Origin of the sequence: Pseudocolwellia antarctica (genome assembly GCF_049933045.1) — a bacterium.
In the GTDB taxonomy this organism is placed as follows: Bacteria; Pseudomonadota; Gammaproteobacteria; order Enterobacterales; family Alteromonadaceae; genus Pseudocolwellia.
On the sequence record NZ_CP187926.1, the window covers coordinates 3,315,885 to 3,331,312 of the forward strand.

Annotated in this window: 16 protein-coding genes; 6 read left to right on the forward strand and 10 right to left on the reverse strand. The window is 35.9% G+C overall.

Translation table 11 applies throughout. The features are described from left to right. Positions 1-5 precede the first annotated feature (5 nt). From ACPUVN_RS14350 to ACPUVN_RS14360, 3 genes are all read right to left on the reverse strand, one after another. Entirely contained in the window at positions 6-137 is a 132-nt protein-coding gene (locus ACPUVN_RS14350; RefSeq protein WP_426369306.1) for a hypothetical protein, read from the reverse strand. Positions 138-265: 128 nt separating this feature from the next. Further along, the gene (locus tag ACPUVN_RS14355) at positions 266-922 is read right to left on the reverse strand and encodes a peroxiredoxin-like family protein (protein ID WP_426359635.1); all 657 of its coding nucleotides are present in this window, start codon (positions 920-922) and stop codon (positions 266-268) included. A gap of 66 nt (positions 923-988) precedes the next feature. Further along, the gene (locus tag ACPUVN_RS14360; RefSeq protein ID WP_426359634.1) at positions 989-1,615 is read right to left on the reverse strand and encodes a LysE family translocator; all 627 of its coding nucleotides are present in this window, start codon (positions 1,613-1,615) and stop codon (positions 989-991) included. Between the two features lie 558 nt (positions 1,616-2,173). On the opposite strand from ACPUVN_RS14360, the gene ACPUVN_RS14365 reads away from it, so the two are divergent. After that, positions 2,174-4,057, forward strand: coding sequence for a methyl-accepting chemotaxis protein (locus ACPUVN_RS14365; protein WP_426359633.1), 1,884 nt, complete (start codon positions 2,174-2,176; stop codon positions 4,055-4,057). Between the two features lie 60 nt (positions 4,058-4,117). Here the strand turns inward: ACPUVN_RS14365 and ACPUVN_RS14370 are convergent, their stop codons facing one another. The 4 genes from ACPUVN_RS14370 to ACPUVN_RS14385 all read right to left on the reverse strand — a co-directional run bounded on the left by ACPUVN_RS14370 (position 4,118) and on the right by ACPUVN_RS14385 (position 6,060). Next, positions 4,118-4,426: a DUF1272 domain-containing protein gene (locus tag ACPUVN_RS14370; protein ID WP_426359632.1), complete on the reverse strand. Its 309-nt coding sequence runs from the start codon at positions 4,424-4,426 to the stop codon at positions 4,118-4,120. A gap of 224 nt (positions 4,427-4,650) precedes the next feature. Then, positions 4,651-4,887 (reverse strand): hypothetical protein, encoded by a 237-nt coding sequence (locus tag ACPUVN_RS14375; protein ID WP_426359631.1) that lies wholly within the window; start codon positions 4,885-4,887, stop codon positions 4,651-4,653. A 111-nt stretch (positions 4,888-4,998) separates the two neighbouring features. Continuing rightward, the gene (locus ACPUVN_RS14380; RefSeq protein ID WP_426359630.1) at positions 4,999-5,259 is read right to left on the reverse strand and encodes a hypothetical protein; all 261 of its coding nucleotides are present in this window, start codon (positions 5,257-5,259) and stop codon (positions 4,999-5,001) included. Positions 5,260-5,364: 105 nt separating this feature from the next. Beyond that, positions 5,365-6,060 (reverse strand): aspartate/glutamate racemase family protein, encoded by a 696-nt coding sequence (locus tag ACPUVN_RS14385; RefSeq protein WP_426359629.1) that lies wholly within the window; start codon positions 6,058-6,060, stop codon positions 5,365-5,367. 383 nt (positions 6,061-6,443) lie between these two features. Between ACPUVN_RS14385 and ACPUVN_RS14390 the strand changes: the two genes are divergently transcribed. Beyond that, the gene (locus tag ACPUVN_RS14390; RefSeq protein ID WP_426369307.1) at positions 6,444-8,246 is read left to right on the forward strand and encodes a metallophosphoesterase; all 1,803 of its coding nucleotides are present in this window, start codon (positions 6,444-6,446) and stop codon (positions 8,244-8,246) included. A gap of 180 nt (positions 8,247-8,426) precedes the next feature. On the opposite strand, the gene ACPUVN_RS14395 is transcribed toward ACPUVN_RS14390, so the two are convergent. The 3 genes from ACPUVN_RS14395 to mpl form a co-directional block, all read right to left on the reverse strand. Then, positions 8,427-9,083: a Bax inhibitor-1 family protein gene (locus ACPUVN_RS14395; RefSeq protein ID WP_426359626.1), complete on the reverse strand. Its 657-nt coding sequence runs from the start codon at positions 9,081-9,083 to the stop codon at positions 8,427-8,429. Between the two features lie 81 nt (positions 9,084-9,164). Further along, on the reverse strand, positions 9,165-9,806 hold the full coding sequence (locus ACPUVN_RS14400; protein ID WP_426359625.1) for a flavin prenyltransferase UbiX: 642 nt from the start codon (positions 9,804-9,806) through the stop codon (positions 9,165-9,167). A gap of 1 nt (position 9,807) precedes the next feature. After that, positions 9,808-11,187 (reverse strand): UDP-N-acetylmuramate:L-alanyl-gamma-D-glutamyl-meso-diaminopimelate ligase, encoded by a 1,380-nt coding sequence (mpl, locus tag ACPUVN_RS14405; protein ID WP_426359624.1) that lies wholly within the window; start codon positions 11,185-11,187, stop codon positions 9,808-9,810. A gap of 223 nt (positions 11,188-11,410) precedes the next feature. On the opposite strand from mpl, the gene ACPUVN_RS14410 reads away from it, so the two are divergent. Genes ACPUVN_RS14410 through ACPUVN_RS14425 form a run of 4 tightly spaced genes read left to right on the forward strand, consistent with a single transcriptional unit; the run spans position 11,411 to position 15,396 of the window. Beyond that, the gene (locus ACPUVN_RS14410; RefSeq protein ID WP_426369308.1) at positions 11,411-12,601 is read left to right on the forward strand and encodes a YcbX family protein; all 1,191 of its coding nucleotides are present in this window, start codon (positions 11,411-11,413) and stop codon (positions 12,599-12,601) included. Positions 12,602-12,611: 10 nt separating this feature from the next. Continuing rightward, positions 12,612-13,385, forward strand: coding sequence for a 5-oxoprolinase subunit PxpA (locus ACPUVN_RS14415; protein ID WP_426359622.1), 774 nt, complete (start codon positions 12,612-12,614; stop codon positions 13,383-13,385). Beyond that, positions 13,379-14,227, forward strand: coding sequence for a 5-oxoprolinase subunit PxpB (gene pxpB / locus ACPUVN_RS14420; protein ID WP_426369309.1), 849 nt, complete (start codon positions 13,379-13,381; stop codon positions 14,225-14,227). The genes ACPUVN_RS14415 and pxpB overlap by 7 nt, the downstream gene beginning before the upstream one ends. Beyond that, positions 14,227-15,396, forward strand: a complete 1,170-nt coding sequence (locus ACPUVN_RS14425) for a biotin-dependent carboxyltransferase family protein (RefSeq protein ID WP_426359620.1) — start codon at positions 14,227-14,229, stop codon at positions 15,394-15,396. The genes pxpB and ACPUVN_RS14425 overlap by 1 nt, the downstream gene beginning before the upstream one ends. Positions 15,397-15,428 lie beyond the last annotated feature (32 nt).

The following is a 15,428-nucleotide window of genomic DNA, read 5'->3' on the forward strand; positions in this document are numbered from 1 at the left end:
CTCTTCTATTTAGGAGTGCCTAAATCTTCTTTATTGGCTAAATAGAAAACATAAATAATGCCTAATACTGGGATCACTGAAAATACGGTGCCTAATGCTGCTGCGCGGATAGGTGTTGTGCTTTTTTTTCTTACCAATAATGTAGCTGGTAATACCGATAACAATCATAAAGGCGACAACAACTGAAGCCATTTGAGTTAATGTAAAATCCATTCTTTTTTGTTCCTATAAAGTGTTCGTCTTGCTTGTATAACCTGAATTTTGGTTATTTAGCCGCAAGTGCTTTAAGCGCGTTAACAATATCTTCTGGCTCTGATCTTATTCGATAATCAACATCAACAAAACGCCAAACAACATTGCCGTCTGTATTAATCACAAATGTTGCAGGAAGAGGTAATACACTTCCATTGCCATTATTGATGTCTGACAATTCTAAATTTCTGTCTTTACGCATGTGGTCTAAAACAAGTTCAGGTACTTTCCAAGCAACGCCATAGGCAGCGGCAATAAGTGCATCTTGGTCTGAAAGCACAGGAAACTCTAAGCTAATACGTTCATCTTCTGATAATGAGTCATCTGGAACTTCAGGACTAATCGCTACTAATTCAGCGCCTAAACCATGAATTTCAGTTAAACGTTCTTTTAAGGCTCTTAATTGTAAATTACAGTAAGGACACCAACTGCCTCGGTAAAATGTTACAACAACAGGTCCTTTAGCTAGTAATCCAGCTAATTCAACATTTTGATTAACTTCGTTTGGTAATGTGAAATTAGGTGCTTGTGCGCCTATCGCTATTGCATTACCACCTTCTTGAAATTCTCTTGCCGTATTCAGCACTTCGTCTAGCTTTTGCATAAATTCAGGTTTTACTGCACGTGTTTTTGCTATTTGAGCTTCAGTTTGCTGTTTAAGTGTTGTCATTTTGATTCCTATTTTTTTACTTTAGATTTAAAAAATTTTAAATTCTTGAGAATACGTTTTATGATTTTAACTTTCTACCGTCGCCATTTTTAATCCTGCAAAAATCAACATAGCGCCAGCTGAGCGATTAATAAGCTTTATGATTATCGGTTTAATAAACTTGCCTCTCGATTTAAAACCTAAATATCCGTAGAGGGAATAGCACACTAAATATAAAACCATGGTAATTAAACATAAAGTTATAAGTTGAGGAACAATCGGAGCATTAATATCGACAAATTGCGGCAATAAAGCAGAAAAATACAGTAATGCCTTAGGGTTAGATATTTCTAAAACAAAACCCCTCATAAATATTTTATAGGCTTTACTGTGTTTTTTATTCGATGCTTGAATACTCAAAGGACCTGATTGACTAAAGACAGCTGTAAAGCCCAGATATAAAAGGTAAACAACACCTATCCATTTGATAGTTAAAAACAAAGTCTGTGAAGCAATAATTAAAGTAATAATGCCTGTTGCCGATAAAATAAAGAAGACCACATTTGCCGTCGCTATTCCTAGAACCACCAGTGTGGATTTCTTAAATCCATTGGATGCTGCTTCAGCAGTTACAGCAAGTGCTGCAGGTCCTGGTGAAAGTACTACAACTAAGGTTGTCATAAAGAAAAGCAATAGTGTTTCAAGTGGGATCACAAATGTTCCTTAAGCTATTTTCATCACAATTATTTTAAACTGAGCTACTATTAAAAAGAAGGTTTTTGATTAATTCTAACATCAACTACAGCAGTTTATTGTAACGCCTTATGTATCTAAAAATGACTATTAGGGTCTGTTGATCTTTCGAGATTGTTTTTACAGCAAGGTGTTTGATATTTAGACAAGACAGAGTATGTGATGTGTAGCTGGCTACCCGAACAGACGATAACGTGGTATAAATTTCAAACACATGCTGCCCTTTGGGTTCATTTAAAACGAATTTACTCATTGCTGTTCGCTTTTTTAATAGAATAACTATTAGACAAAGCTCACATCGCGATTAAATCCGTTTTAAATTGAATAAAATTTAACCCTGAAAGATCAACAGGCCCTAGTTTATTAAAACAAGGAACATATTGAGGAAAAATTTAAACAAGTTTAAAAGTAATCCCTCTATCCATTTTAAAACGTTATAAATTTAAATAAAAATCATGTTCAACAGTTCACAGCCCAATAATCGTAAACAATCTCTTGATGAAAAAAGGTTAAAAAATAATGAAGGTGTCACATAAAGTTGTTTTATATGCTTCAATCATAGTTACTTTAGCATTTACCACTTATTCTTATATAGAATACAACAAGCTTCGCACAGAACTCATAGAACAAACCAACGCTAATACCCAAGAAAAAAGCATGGTACTGGCGGCTCAAGTTAATAATTGGCTAGATGGTAAACTGGGGTTAATTGACACAATAGCTCAGTCTATTGATGCGGACTTTAGTGCTGATAATATTCAGAAAAATGTCGACCTCCCTATTTTCAAAAAAGAATTTATTTTAATTTTTGGTGGCTTAGATACCGATGGCATCAGAATTACCAATGATAGAACATGGAACCCTACCGACTATGATGCTCGACAACGCCCTTGGTATAATTTAGCAAGAGATCACGATCAAGCCATATTAACCGAACCTTATATTGATACTGTAACGGGTGATGTCATTATTTCAGCGGTTGCCAGTATAAAAAACAAAGGTACTTTTAAAGGTGGTTTTGGTGGCGACTTAAGCCTTAAAACTGTATCTGACGCAGTTAATGCGCTTCACTTTAATCACACTGGTTATTCATTCCTTATAAATCAAAAAGGAAAAGTCATTAGCCACCCTGATGAAAAGCTCAATGATAAATCCGTTACTGATTTTATCCAAGGCGGTATGCCCTCTCTTAACAGCAACTTAGTTCGTAGCCAATTAATAGATGGAACTCCTGTGTATTTATCGTTTAGTCCCCTGCCTAATCTTTACGGTTCAGAATGGTATGTTGGTGTGGTATTAGATGAACATAAACTTTTAGCTGATGTGCGCGAATTTGGTTGGGCTGCCTTTTGGAGCACCCTTATTGCTGCTCTAATCGTTTCTGTTGTTTTATATTTAGTGATAACTCGCTTACTTGAACCATTACACGCTTTGCATCAATCACTACAAGAAATTAATAGCGGTAAAGGCGACTTAACCAAGCGTTTAGAGATCACGAGTAATGATGAATTTAGTGATGTGTCTAACGAATTTAATATCTTTATTAATTATCTACAAAACCTAATAACTGAAGTAAAAGGTCGGTCGAGAAATGTTCGTGAGAACACCGATAAAACGGCACTATCTGCTGCTCAGTCTTCTACTGAATTAAACACACAATTAGTGGAATTAGATAACTTAGCTTTATCAATCAATCAAATGTCGGCAACGGCGAATGATGTTGCGGCTAATGCGCAAACAGCAGCAGAACGAGCTAATCAAGCAGATATGGCAACACAAGAAGGTGAACAAGTTGTAGATCGCACCACCGCGTCTATTTTACAGTTAACAGATCAGATGGGAAATGTGGTTGAAACCATTACTCACTTAGTAGATTACAGTAACAATATTGAATCAATTCTTACCGTTATTACTAATATTGCCGACCAAACAAACTTGTTAGCCTTGAACGCAGCTATTGAAGCAGCCCGCGCAGGTGAACATGGTAGAGGTTTTGCTGTAGTAGCGGACGAAGTACGAACTTTAGCCTCGAAAACCCAAGAGTCGACAAAACAGATACACGATATGATCAATCAATTGCAAGAAGGTGTAAGAGAGGCAGAAAAAGCTATTCTTGAAAATAAAGACAAAGCTAATTCCACTCAATTAATTGCTAAAGAAGCCAGTTCAGCTTTAGAGACAATACGTAACAGTATTCACGAAATTAGTGATATGACAGGCCAAATAGCATCAGCTGCAGATATGCAAAGCACCTCTGCTCAAGAGATTGATCATAATACAACAAGAATACGAGATATTAGCCAATCACTTTCCGACGCAGTAAAAGAACAGTCTGCTCTGTGCGAAAACATGGTTGATATAACCATTGAGCAAACAACGTCATTGGACAAATTAAAAGTTTAGCATTAGATAAGTAAATCTAAAAAAGAGAAACGACAGCGACTTTTTACTTATAAAAAGTCGTTATCTATTTTCTGGCTGGGTATCTTTAACAGAAGCTGCGAATTCAATAATTTCAGTTTCAGTTAAAACCGTTCTAACACGCTTCGTAGAGGCTGGTTGATGTTGAAGACCAACACCATTTCTTAATTCTTTTGCAGGGCGAATAGGTCTAGCAGAGAAACCACCACCACAATTAGGGCAAACGTTTTGTAAAATTCCTTCAACACAGGCTGTGCAAAAAGTGCATTCATAACTACAAATGCAAGCTTCTGTAGATTCAGGAGGAAGATCTTTATCGCAATTTTCGCAGTTTGGATGTAGCTCTAACACTAATTCTTACTCCTTCTACTTTCTAAAACGTTCATATTTAAATACGCCCTTAAACCCATTACTAAATAGGGTACAAAATCGATCCTACTAAAAAACTCAAGGGAAAGCTCAAAAAACCACCAAACTCATTATTTATTACTTATAACTAAATTAATAGTGAAAAAACCAAGAGCTAACAAGTATATACAAGAAAAAATATCACCTGTATAAATTAGCTGCCTACTTTAATCTTCCGCTAGCGCTTCAAATACTTTTTTCTTTTCTGCAAAATATTCCTTCATCACTTCAGGTTGCTGCATCATCATCATTACTTTTTGCATCGCTTTCATGTGATCTGCATCTTGCTTTTGGAACATTTGCATACCGTGAACTTTACTTAGTTCAACGATTTCTTCAAAAGTTTCAGCTTGAAACTGCTCTTCGCATGCTCCACCCAGTTGATTACAAGTCATTGTTTTCATGTTAAATCCTATTATTTATATTACGGTTACATCTAATGCATAGAGCATATTATTTACGGAAAGTTAGAGTCTGTTTATCTTTAGGGTTAAATGCCCCCTAAGGCACAGATATTAATCTTTTATAAATTTTCGAATAAGCTTGGAAACGAGATATGAAACACCAAAGCCGATAAAAACATACAAAATAACTAAAGGCATTTCAAAACCTGTTGTGAAAATGTTGCCATTCTCCAATAAGCATTGACCTTTTTCATACTGGAATACGCCACCCTCATTTAAACAAGGCTGAATTAATAATAAATCGTTAATTACCCAGATAACTAACAAACTAACAAATACACCAATAAATTTTGCTATTGCACTCTTATTCATAACACTCTTAATAATCTTATTCGTTAAACTCTATTTTAATGGTGCTGTTATATCACATGGATTTATCTGGAGTTACTTATTTCTTATCTCTAAGGCGCTAAGTACTTAATCCGATAGTGCTAACTTAATAGCTGCTTCAGCGTGTATTTCAGCGGTATCGTATAGAGGAACTGAAGTATCATTTTGATTAATCAATAAAGCGATTTCTGTACAGCCTAAAATTACGGCTTGCGCACCTTGGTTAAATAAGCTTTTTACAATCGTTAAATATTGCGCTTTTGAGTTAGAATTAATCACACCTCGACAAAGTTCATCATATATAACGTTATGAACTATGGTTTGATCATCCGTAGAAGGAACAATCACTTGAATGCCGAAACGTTCTGTTAAGCGACTCTTGTAAAAGTCTTGTTCCATGGTAAATCGAGTACCTAGCAAGCCAACTTGTGTGATGCCATTTAGCACTAATTTAGCCGCTGTAGCATCAGCAATATGTAAAAGGGGAATAGAGATATGCGCTTGAATTTCATCCGCAACTTTATGCATGGTATTAGTGCAAATAATTAAAAAGTCAGCGCCGCCTGCTTCTACAGATTGAGCAGCTTTAGTTAATATAATGGCAGTTTCGTCCCATTGCCCATCATGCTGCAGCTTTTCAATCTCTTCAAAATTAACGCTATATAAGCAAATTTGTGCTGAAGACAAACCTCCAAGTTTTTGTTTAATACCTTGGTTAATCGTTTTGTAATAACTGGCTGTTGATTCCCAGCTCATTCCACCTAACATGCCGATTGTTTTCATTTGAAATCCTTCTAAACTATGTTTTATAAATTTAAGAAGTCAGCCTCTCTGAATTTAAGAAACTAAGCATCTGTGAATTTAAGAAATTAGGTCTTTAAACATACCTGCGATTATTTTTAATCGTTAATTTACGCGAAATAAAGCGCTTAAAATCAAAAGTCACACATTACCGCATGGCTTAATATTCATCAATAACTAGATAATCAAGCCTTATTAATACTTTTAACAACATAAGTTTAACCACACAAAGAGCTTGATTGTATACCTTCAAATTTGAACAATATTCCTAATAAAAGATCCAATATAATCGCTTCCATTCGTATTACCTTATAGGATAATCTTCTTACACAAGATAAAACAACACATTCTAGAGTTAATTAATCGTGAAATTTTTAATATTTTTAAGTGTGATTTTCATTAGTCTACAAATAACCGCTCAAGATTTAACGGGAACAAAGGTTGGTTTTTTAGCTGATATTCATTTACATGATATCCATGCTCAAATAGAAAAAATGCCTGAAGGTAAGCTTCCTCAAGCGAACACCCAATTACTTATACGAAGTATGAATGCGCAATTATCTTCAACTCGATTATTTAACGAAAATTATTTTGTACTAAAAACAGCTTTAGATGATCTTGTTGAAAAAAACGTAAAACTTGTCGCTTTACCGGGTGATTTAACCGATGACGGACAACCGATTAACGTAAAAGCTATTAGTCATATATTAGATGAATATACCAAAAAATATGGCATGCGATTTTTCGCTATTACAGGTAATCACGATCCCGTAAGACCGAGTACGGTAGAAGGGGGAAAAACAGACTTTTTATCAGCTGATGGTTCAGAGATTGGGATTCACAGCCTAAATCATAAAAAATGTAATACACTTAAAAGAACTAAAAACCAACATTGTTCTAATTCCCTTTTACAGTGGGGATATAAAGAAATAATGAATACGATGGGACAACATGGTTTTCACCCTCAACAACAAGATATTTATTACGAAACTCCTTTTACCCAAACACAAACTAAACAAGTAAAAGAGGGTAAAAGTACTCATCACCAAGATGAATCATTTGAGAGCCGTCACCTCACTTGGTGTGATCCAAACAATATAAAAAATTGTGTAAAAATGCCTGACGCTAGTTATCTAGTAGAGCCTGTAGAAGGTTTATGGTTATTAGCTATAGATGCCAATGTTTACACACCTAAATATTCAGCTAACAGCAACGAATCAACAACTTATAATGGTTCGAGTAATGCCGGTTATAATCAAATGCTGGTATACAAAAAGCCGGTGCTAACATGGATCAAAGATGTGGCTAAAAGAGCGAAGTTACAAAATAAAAAGCTTATTGCTTTTAGCCACTTTCCTGCAACCGACTTTTACGACAATACGGCTGCCGATATAGCGGAACTATTTGGAAAAGATAAATTACAACTCAAGCGAATGCCAACACAAGAAACTGAAAATATTTTGGCAAATATGGGCCTAACATTACACTTTGCCGGACATATGCATATCAATGATACCGGTGTTATAAAGCGAAAAAACAACACACCTTTTTATAACATTCAAATACCGTCACTAGCCGCTTATCGCCCTGCTTATAAGCTATTAACTTTCGATTCAAAAAATAACGTTCAAATTGATACCGTTGCATTAGATACAGTTAAAAATTTCAAAAGTTTATTCCCTTTTTATGAAACAGAATGGCAATACAGAAACCAGCATGAGCTGCCTAATTGGAATAAAGAAATATTATCGAGCAAAAATTATTTAGACTTTACAGATCAACACTTACAGCAAGTTGTTCTACAAAGATTCTTTGTTAAAGACTGGCCGCAAGATCTTGTTGAATATATAAACAACAATACACTCTACTCACTTGTAAAACCTATGCTAGCAACAAAAACAAACAGTGCTTCAGTAATTAAAGATAACAAAAAACTATTGTCTAAAAATGGTAAAGAACTCGCATTCGACTTTTATCGTATTCGTAATGCTGACTCAATATCGAAACTAGCTATGAGTGATAAATTTTATTTATCGTTAGATGCAACAAAGTTAATACAAGGTTGTAGCGTAATAGATAACACACAATGCAAACTTGGACGCCTAGTTAACATAATGCAGAAGATGTTGCGTGGTGAGAAAAGTGACAGTTTAAGCACATCACTTTGATTTTACTTGATTACGTTTAATTTAAGTAATTAAGATAAATACTTAAAATTGAATGGCTATGAACAACGACAATTGAAAATATAGTTAGTCTGTAACTCAAAGTTAATTGTTGTAATAGCTTTAAATAATGAAGCTATTACAACATAAAGTGTTTAAACCTAAAGTTATTTAAGCGCTAAACTACTTTCGACCCAATATACGTAGTATGCGTAAGAACAAGTTAATAATATCCATATACAATGCAGCGGCACTATCTATCGCATTATCGTAGGTTTTAGGTATGGCATTTGCTCTAGCCCAATCGTAACCGATATAGCCACAGAAAATGATTGCTACAATCCAATCTAAAATACCGTGATGGGTATCAAAAACAAAAACCATCACCAGTTCAACAATAATCACACTGATTAAAGCGACACTTAGCCCACCAATAATCTTATTAAAAAAGGCAGGATACATAGAGCCCAAAAGCATCATTACAAAGGTTACTAAACCAGTGACTCTAATCGCTTCAAGTACAATGTCAGGGTTATATTGGCTTACGACTACATTAATAATTAAACCAAAAGGCACTACAACGAAATTATAGCCAATGAAGCTTATAGCGGGATTATCTGATTTATTGAAAAGATAAATACCAAAAAAACAACAAGCAAAATAACCGACAAAAAATATAATAGGATTAACACTGCTAATAGATTCTGGCGATATATTTAAAACCATAAACCAGTTAACCGCAAAGCCCCAAATAAGGGCTAAACCAATAACAATATTATATGCAGTAACACTTATAATTTTGTCGTTGGTGTGAGTTCTATCAAATACATTTACTTCCATTGTAAGTTTCCTTTGTTTTTATAATTTTAGTTATTCTTGATTTTTAACTTATTAAATACAATTCATCAAAGCAGAAAAAAGCTATCCTTTCTGATATCCCCAGCGTGGCATAATGTTCTGATCGATACCAAGATGATCCAACATTCTTCCCACCATAAAATCAATCAAATCGTTGATTGATTCAGGATGATGATAAAACCCTGGAGATGCCGGCATAATAGTTACGCCCATTTGCGAAAGAGTTAGCATGTTTTGCAAATGAATAGTTGAATACGGTGTTTCGCGCACAACTAAAATAAGCTGTCCACGTTCTTTTATAACCACATCAGCAGCGCGTTCGATTAAGTTATCGCTCATACCTTGGCTTATTGCAGCAAGGGTTCCTGTTGAACATGGACAAACCACCATTAACTTGGGAGCAGCTGAACCAGATGCCACAGGCGAGAACCATTGCTCTTTACCAAAAACAATAATTTGCTCTGCTTTTGCATTGAATTTATCGATAAAAAATTGGCTTGCTGCATCAGGTGATGATGGGACTTTCAACCCCACTTCTGTATCAAATACTACTTTTGCAGCACTCGAACATAATAGGTAAATTTGATAATTGGCCGCGACTAAACATTCGATCAAACGCAAGGCATAAGCAGAACCTGAAGCGCCTGTAATAGCTAAGGTAATTTGCTTTTCGAACTGGGTATTTTTAACTAACGTTGAGCTCATGCTAAACCTTATTTTGTTTGTCTGTTAAAGCATTTAATAGCTTGTTGTGTATATCGCCAAAGCCACCATTACTCATTACAACTATAGTGTCGTTTGCTTGTGTTTCATCAGTAATACTCTCGACTAAACTGGCTAAGTCAGCACTGACAATACAAGGCGCTTTACAATCTTTAATCAAATCTTCAACCGACCAATCAACACCGTCACCTTGGTAGATATAAATTAGATCAGCATGATCAAGTGAAGCGGCTAACGTATCTTTATGAACGCCTGACTTCATAGTATTTGAACGAGGTTCAAGTACTGCAATAATACGTTCTTTACCTACATGATGACGCACACCCGTTAAGGTTTTATTAATTGCCGTTGGATGGTGAGCAAAATCATCAAATACACGAATGCCATTTACCGTGCCGCGTAATTCTAAACGGCGCTTAGTGTTTATAAATTCACTTAGGGCTTCTATCCCTACTTCGCTTGGTACGCCTGCATGTCGTGCTGCAGCAATCGCCATTAAGCCATTATCGATATTAAAGTCGCCGATTAAGTTCCACTTTACAGTACCTTGAATGTCACCTTTGAAACTAACAACAAATTCGCTGCCGTCTGCTTTAAGTTTTTCAGCAAACCAACCTTTATCACGATTAAGCTCGTCAACACTTTGTTGAGTAGGTGTCCAACAGCCTTTTTCAATAGTTTCAGTAATCGCTTGTTCGTTTTGTGGATATAGTACTAACCCATTACTCGGTACCATTCGAATAAGATGATGAAATTGTTTTTGGATATCACTTAAATCATCAAAAATATCAGCATGATCAAATTCTAAATTATTGATCACTAACGTACGTGGACGGTAATGAACAAACTTAGAACGTTTATCAAAAAAGGCGGTGTCGTATTCGTCAGCTTCAATCACAAAAAAAGGAGCTTCACCTAATCTAGCTGAGCTCTCAAAGTTTTGTGGAACGCCACCAATTAAATAACCTGGTGCCATGTTAGCGTATTCTAAAATCCAGGTGATCATACTGCTGGTAGTGGTTTTTCCATGAGTTCCTGAAACGGCTAGCACCCAACGGTCTTTTAATACATTTTCAAGCAACCACTGAGGTCCAGAAGTGTAAGCAATATTTCGGTCTAATACATACTCAACCATAGGATTACCGCGCGACATCGCATTACCAACAATCACTAAATCAGGTTCATCTTTTAAATGCTCGGTTAAATAACCTTGTTTTAACTCTATGCCTAACTCTTCGAGCTGAGTGCTCATCGGAGGATATACGTTAGCATCGCAACCTGAAACTCGATGTCCTAACTGTTTTGCTATGGCGGCTATTCCGCCCATAAATGTGCCACAAATACCTAAAATATGAATATGCATACGTTTACCAAAAAATGAGAAATAAGAACCTTGTAATATGCTAGTAATATACCTTAGTCACAGTAGGTAAAACCAGCCACACACAGATTTAATTGCCCTTAATTGACGTTAACATCATTTATCTAGGCTCAGTAATTGAATCACAAGTAAATTCGGCTTACATTAACGCGGTAAAATTAAATAACCCCAGTGCACTATCATTTAAGGTTAAAAAGGAAATAACGTGGCGAATATAGCATTACAGTCAATCTCGGTTTACCCAATAAAATCATCATCAGGTATTCACCTTTCAAATAGTTGGGTAGAAGAACTTGGGCTGTCTTTTGATCGACGCTTTATTGTCGCAAACGATAAAGGCGAAATGTTTACAGCTCGCACTGAACCACGCTTATGTTTAATTCAGGCAAATTTAACCTCTACAGGTATAAACATCACCGCGCCAGGCATGCCTATTTTATCGATAGAATATGCTAAGTTTTCTTCTGAATATCAAAATGTAACGGTTTGGGCAAGCGATATAAATGCTCAAATAGGCGCTGAACATTACAATCAATGGTTTAGCCGTTATTTAGAGCAGCCTTGTCAGCTATTATTTTTTGGTGAAAACTCAGAGCGCTTTGTTAAAAATAAGAATAGCCAAGTCGGTTTTGCTGACGGTTACCCGATTTTACTTATTTCTCAACAATCTTTAGCTCAGCTCAATCAAAGATTAGGCACTGATAATATGGTTACCATGGATCAGTTTAGACCTAACTTAGTGATAGATGGCTGCGATGGTTTTGATGAAGATACATGGAAACACATTCGTATTGGTGAAGTAGAATTTGAAGTTACCTCACCTTGCTCACGTTGTATCTTCACAACAATTAACCCTAAAACAGCTGAAAGTAATAGTCAGCAAGAACCATTAACAACATTGAAAACCTTCAGACAAATTGAAAGTGGTGATGTTATGTTTGGTCAAAACTTGGTACCACTCAACCAAGGACAAATTAAACTAGGCGATAAAGTTGAAGTTATCGAAACCAAACAAGCACCGACTTTTGTGATTAAAGAAATTAAAGAAATTAAAGAAATTAAAGAAATTAAAGAAATTAAAGAAAACACTAACCAAGGCTCAGCATCAATGAAAGTAAATAAAAAGCCTAAAATAAACTTTAGCTCATGGAATAAAGAAGTAGTTGGCAACAACAAGGCGACAATTTTAGATCAAGGTGAAGATGCAGGCTTAATTTTGCCTTATTCATGTCGTGGCGGAATGTGTGGACGCTGTAAAATAAAACTAGAAAGTGGTGATGTGGAACAACTAGCCACAGATGGTTTGTCTGCTGAAGATATAGAAAATGGTTACGTTTTAGCTTGTAGCGCTATTCCAAAATCTGACATTGTGCTGAGTAAGGCACCAAGAAACTAAAGGATAAACCATGAAGTTAAACTGCGATTTAGGTGAAAAAGTACATGATAACGATGCGTTGATCATGCCCTTTATTCACATGGCAAATATCGCGTGTGGCTTTCATGCTTCCGACCCATTAACCATGGATAACACAGTTAAGTTAGCACTTACCAACAAGGTAATTATTGGTGCGCATCCTAGTTATAACGATAAAGATAACTTTGGGCGTATTAGTGTTAGTTATTCAGCTGCAGAACTTATCGCGATAATTCAATACCAAACAGGTGCGATGCAAGCGATATGCGACAGCAACAATGCGACTTTGAGTTATGTGAAACCACATGGCGCTTTGTATAACGACATGATGAAAAACGCTGAAATATTCGAACAAGTTTGCCAAGCAATTTCAGCGTTAAAACATCCACTGCCATTACTTATTCAAGCCTTACCTGAAACCGATAATATCTTTATTCAGTTAAAAGCCATTGCAGCTAAATATCATATATCTTTGTTATTTGAAGCCTTTGCCGACAGAGAATATACCGACCAAGGCTTGCTTGTTTCTCGCCAAGAAAGCAATGCGGTTATACACGATATAGACAAAATCATAAGTCGATGTGAACAATTGATCCGCCATAATAAATTCATCAGTGTTAACGGAAAACCTTTAACTCTAAAAGTAGATACTCTATGTGTTCACGGCGATAATCCTGAGGCAATAGCAGTCGTTAAACAACTACATCAATTACTCAACGCTGAATGTTCAAATAATACAAACAACATAGCGCCAAGCTCATGTTAAAAGCATCTGATAAAACAGAGGATAAGCCTTTAATTACCCTTTCATACATTAGTGAAAATGCCGTATTACTTGAATGGCCTGAGAAAATTTGTGCTGAGCAACATCAACATATTATGTTTTGCCAGCAACAAGCGGCAGCTTTTCTTAAAGAAATAATGATTGATTCCATAGCGAGTTACGCCAGCCTGATTATTTATTATAAGTTTGAAAAAATACAACACGACACCTTAAACACATTCTTGCTTGAGCTGATCCAAAGACCTATCCACAACAACAACCAAACAAGCGCTTCAGATAGCTCCAAACATATTGTTCCAGTAGAAAACTCAATCATAGAAATACCCGTTTATTATGATGAAGAAGCAGGCTGGGATATTCAAACGGTTGCTCAACAAACTCAATTAAGTATTGATGAAGTTATCCAGTTGCATAGTCAAACCACTTATCGAGCTTACGCTTTAGGCTTTACTCCTGGCTTTTGTTATTTAGGTAAATTACCTGCGCAATTACAACTTCCGAGAAAGTCATCTCCGCGCCTTAGTGTGCCTAAAGGTGCTGTTGCCATTGCAGAGCAACAAACCGCTATTTACCCTAATACCAGCCCTGGTGGTTGGCATATAATTGGGCAAACGCCTTTAGATATGTATCATGTTAATTTAGACGTTACTTCTGATAAAAATATTGAGAATTCCAAAGAAAATACATTCGATAAAGAAAATAACAACTCTCAAGACTCACAATTCAAAAGCACGATTCAAGTAGGACAATCAGTAAGATTCATTTCTATTACTCGTACAGAGTTTTTGTCTTTAGGTGGTGAATTTATTAAGGAAACACGCTAATGACTAATAAGCTAAAAAACCACTTAACCGTTATCAAGCAAAATGGCTTTTGCAGTGTTCAAGATCTTGGTCGGATGTCGAGTCAACATTTAGGTTTTAGTGCAGGTGGTGCGGCAGATGAATATGCATTTTTGTATGCTAATTATTTATTATGTTTAGCTCAGAATCTTTCACAATCAGATGCACATATTCATTCGGTAAATCATTCACCAGATAACCAGTTACTCAATCACCACCTTAGTCTGGCTCAATTAGAAATAACCTTAGGGCAAATAACATTTAAAGCAGAGCAAAGTTGTACTATAGCTATAACAGGTGCAGATTGCTCGGTATGTATAAACGATAAACCAGTAAATAACTGGCAAGTTCATCATTTAAACACCCATGATATTGTGAGTTTCAACCAACCTAAACTAGGCTTACATAGTTACTTAGCAGTTGTAGGTGGCATTCAAAATAAACCCTGGCTGGGCAGTCGTTCACAAACCTCAACTGAAAAACACTTAGGCTTTAATACAGCGCCAGCAGACATAATATCAACTGACTATCATATTCCTTTAGCTGAGCACTGTAGTCTAAGCTCTGAAAAGATGAAGTCTCACAACTTTTCTTCTAGTAATTTTGATCTGGAGCAAGCATCTAAAATCGCATTTCAGCAAAAGCAATTAACGCCTAGCCAATTCTATAACGAGTTAAGCATGCCGTTAACGCTACGCTTTATTCCTCAAACGCTATGGCATTCTCTTAGTGAAAAGCAGCAAACAGCTTTTTGTGAACATCAATTTACGATTAGTGCAGACAGCAATCGCATGGGCTACCGATTATCTGAAATGCCTAACGACAGCATAAAACCAGAGTTAGAGCCAAACCTAAGCTCAAATACAAGCTCAAATCTAAACCTCAGTTCAAACACGAACAAAAAATCTAACCTGTCTAAACCCGTTACTTTTGGCACTATTCAACTACCTAGCAACAACCAACCTATTGTTCTAATGAAAGAAAGACAAACCATAGGTGGTTACCCTGTTTTAGGTGCAGTAATACAAACCGACTTATTTAAACTCAGTCAGTTACGCCCAGGAAATAAAGTACAATTTTCACCGACTACTCTTAACTTTGCACAACAGCAACTCAGCGCTTTTCATCAAAAATTTCATTTCTCTAATTAATTCAAATACATTTCTTATCTGCATTTTATTAC

What these genes read in the sequence shown, in the direction of transcription:
- ACPUVN_RS14355 (WP_426359635.1), bottom strand. Translation starts at nt 922, where the DNA reads ATGACAACACTTAAACAGCAAACTGAAGCTCAAATAGCAAAAACACGT.
- ACPUVN_RS14365 (WP_426359633.1), top strand. Translation starts at nt 2,174, where the DNA reads ATGAAGGTGTCACATAAAGTTGTTTTATATGCTTCAATCATAGTTACT.
- ACPUVN_RS14375 (WP_426359631.1), bottom strand. Translation starts at nt 4,887, where the DNA reads ATGAAAACAATGACTTGTAATCAACTGGGTGGAGCATGCGAAGAGCAG.
- ACPUVN_RS14380 (WP_426359630.1), bottom strand. Translation starts at nt 5,259, where the DNA reads ATGAATAAGAGTGCAATAGCAAAATTTATTGGTGTATTTGTTAGTTTG.
- ACPUVN_RS14385 (WP_426359629.1), bottom strand. Translation starts at nt 6,060, where the DNA reads ATGAAAACAATCGGCATGTTAGGTGGAATGAGCTGGGAATCAACAGCC.
- ACPUVN_RS14395 (WP_426359626.1), bottom strand. Translation starts at nt 9,083, where the DNA reads ATGGAAGTAAATGTATTTGATAGAACTCACACCAACGACAAAATTATA.
- ACPUVN_RS14400 (WP_426359625.1), bottom strand. Translation starts at nt 9,806, where the DNA reads ATGAGCTCAACGTTAGTTAAAAATACCCAGTTCGAAAAGCAAATTACC.
- mpl (WP_426359624.1), bottom strand. Translation starts at nt 11,187, where the DNA reads ATGCATATTCATATTTTAGGTATTTGTGGCACATTTATGGGCGGAATA.
- ACPUVN_RS14415 (WP_426359622.1), top strand. Translation starts at nt 12,612, where the DNA reads ATGAAGTTAAACTGCGATTTAGGTGAAAAAGTACATGATAACGATGCG.
- pxpB (WP_426369309.1), top strand. Translation starts at nt 13,379, where the DNA reads ATGTTAAAAGCATCTGATAAAACAGAGGATAAGCCTTTAATTACCCTT.
- ACPUVN_RS14425 (WP_426359620.1), top strand. Translation starts at nt 14,227, where the DNA reads ATGACTAATAAGCTAAAAAACCACTTAACCGTTATCAAGCAAAATGGC.